We start from the raw sequence: 554 nt of genomic DNA, 5'->3' as shown, positions 1-554 counted from the left end.
GGGCTTCGGCGTGACGCACCACCGGCACCATCAGGCCGACATCGCTCTGGGTGGCGACACCCACATGCACCGCGCCGAGGCGGGTGATGACCTGGGCTTCGTCGTCATAACGCGCGTTGATCTGCGGATAGTCGCGCAATGCGACGACCATGGCCCGCACCAGGAACGGCAGCAGCGTCAGCTTGCCGCGGGTAGCGCCGTGTTTCTCGTTGAGGTGCACGCGCAACTCATCGAGGGCCGTGACGTCGATCTCTTCCACATAGCTGAAATGCGCGGCGCGCCGGGTGGCGTCCTGCATGCGCTGGGCGATCTTGCGGCGCATGCCGATCACCGGGATTTGCTGCTCGTCGTTGCGTTCGGCGAACGGGTTGGAGGCCCCGGAATTTTTCGCCGGACCCTGGAGCAAGTAAGCGTCCAGATCTTCATGCAGAATCCGGCCGGCCGGGCCTGAGCCCTGGACCAGTCGTAGCTGGATGCCAGCATCCAGCGCATGTTTGCGCACGGCCGGGGAGGCCAGCGGGCGGTCATCGGCCTCGCGGGCCACGGGCGCTTGC

Annotated in this window: 1 protein-coding gene; it reads right to left on the bottom strand. The window is 66.6% G+C overall.

Going from position 1 to position 554, the window contains the following annotated elements; translation table 11 throughout:
• Positions 1-554: 2-oxo acid dehydrogenase subunit E2 (locus HX846_RS32230; protein WP_178966952.1), on the bottom strand; the 554-nt coding region annotated here is incomplete at both ends.

This window comes from Pseudomonas sp. K5002, assembly GCF_013386655.1.
Taxonomy (GTDB): Bacteria; Pseudomonadota; Gammaproteobacteria; order Pseudomonadales; family Pseudomonadaceae; genus Aquipseudomonas.
The sequence above is the reverse complement of the archived record's forward strand: the minus strand, read 5'-3'. Positions and strand labels throughout refer to the sequence as shown.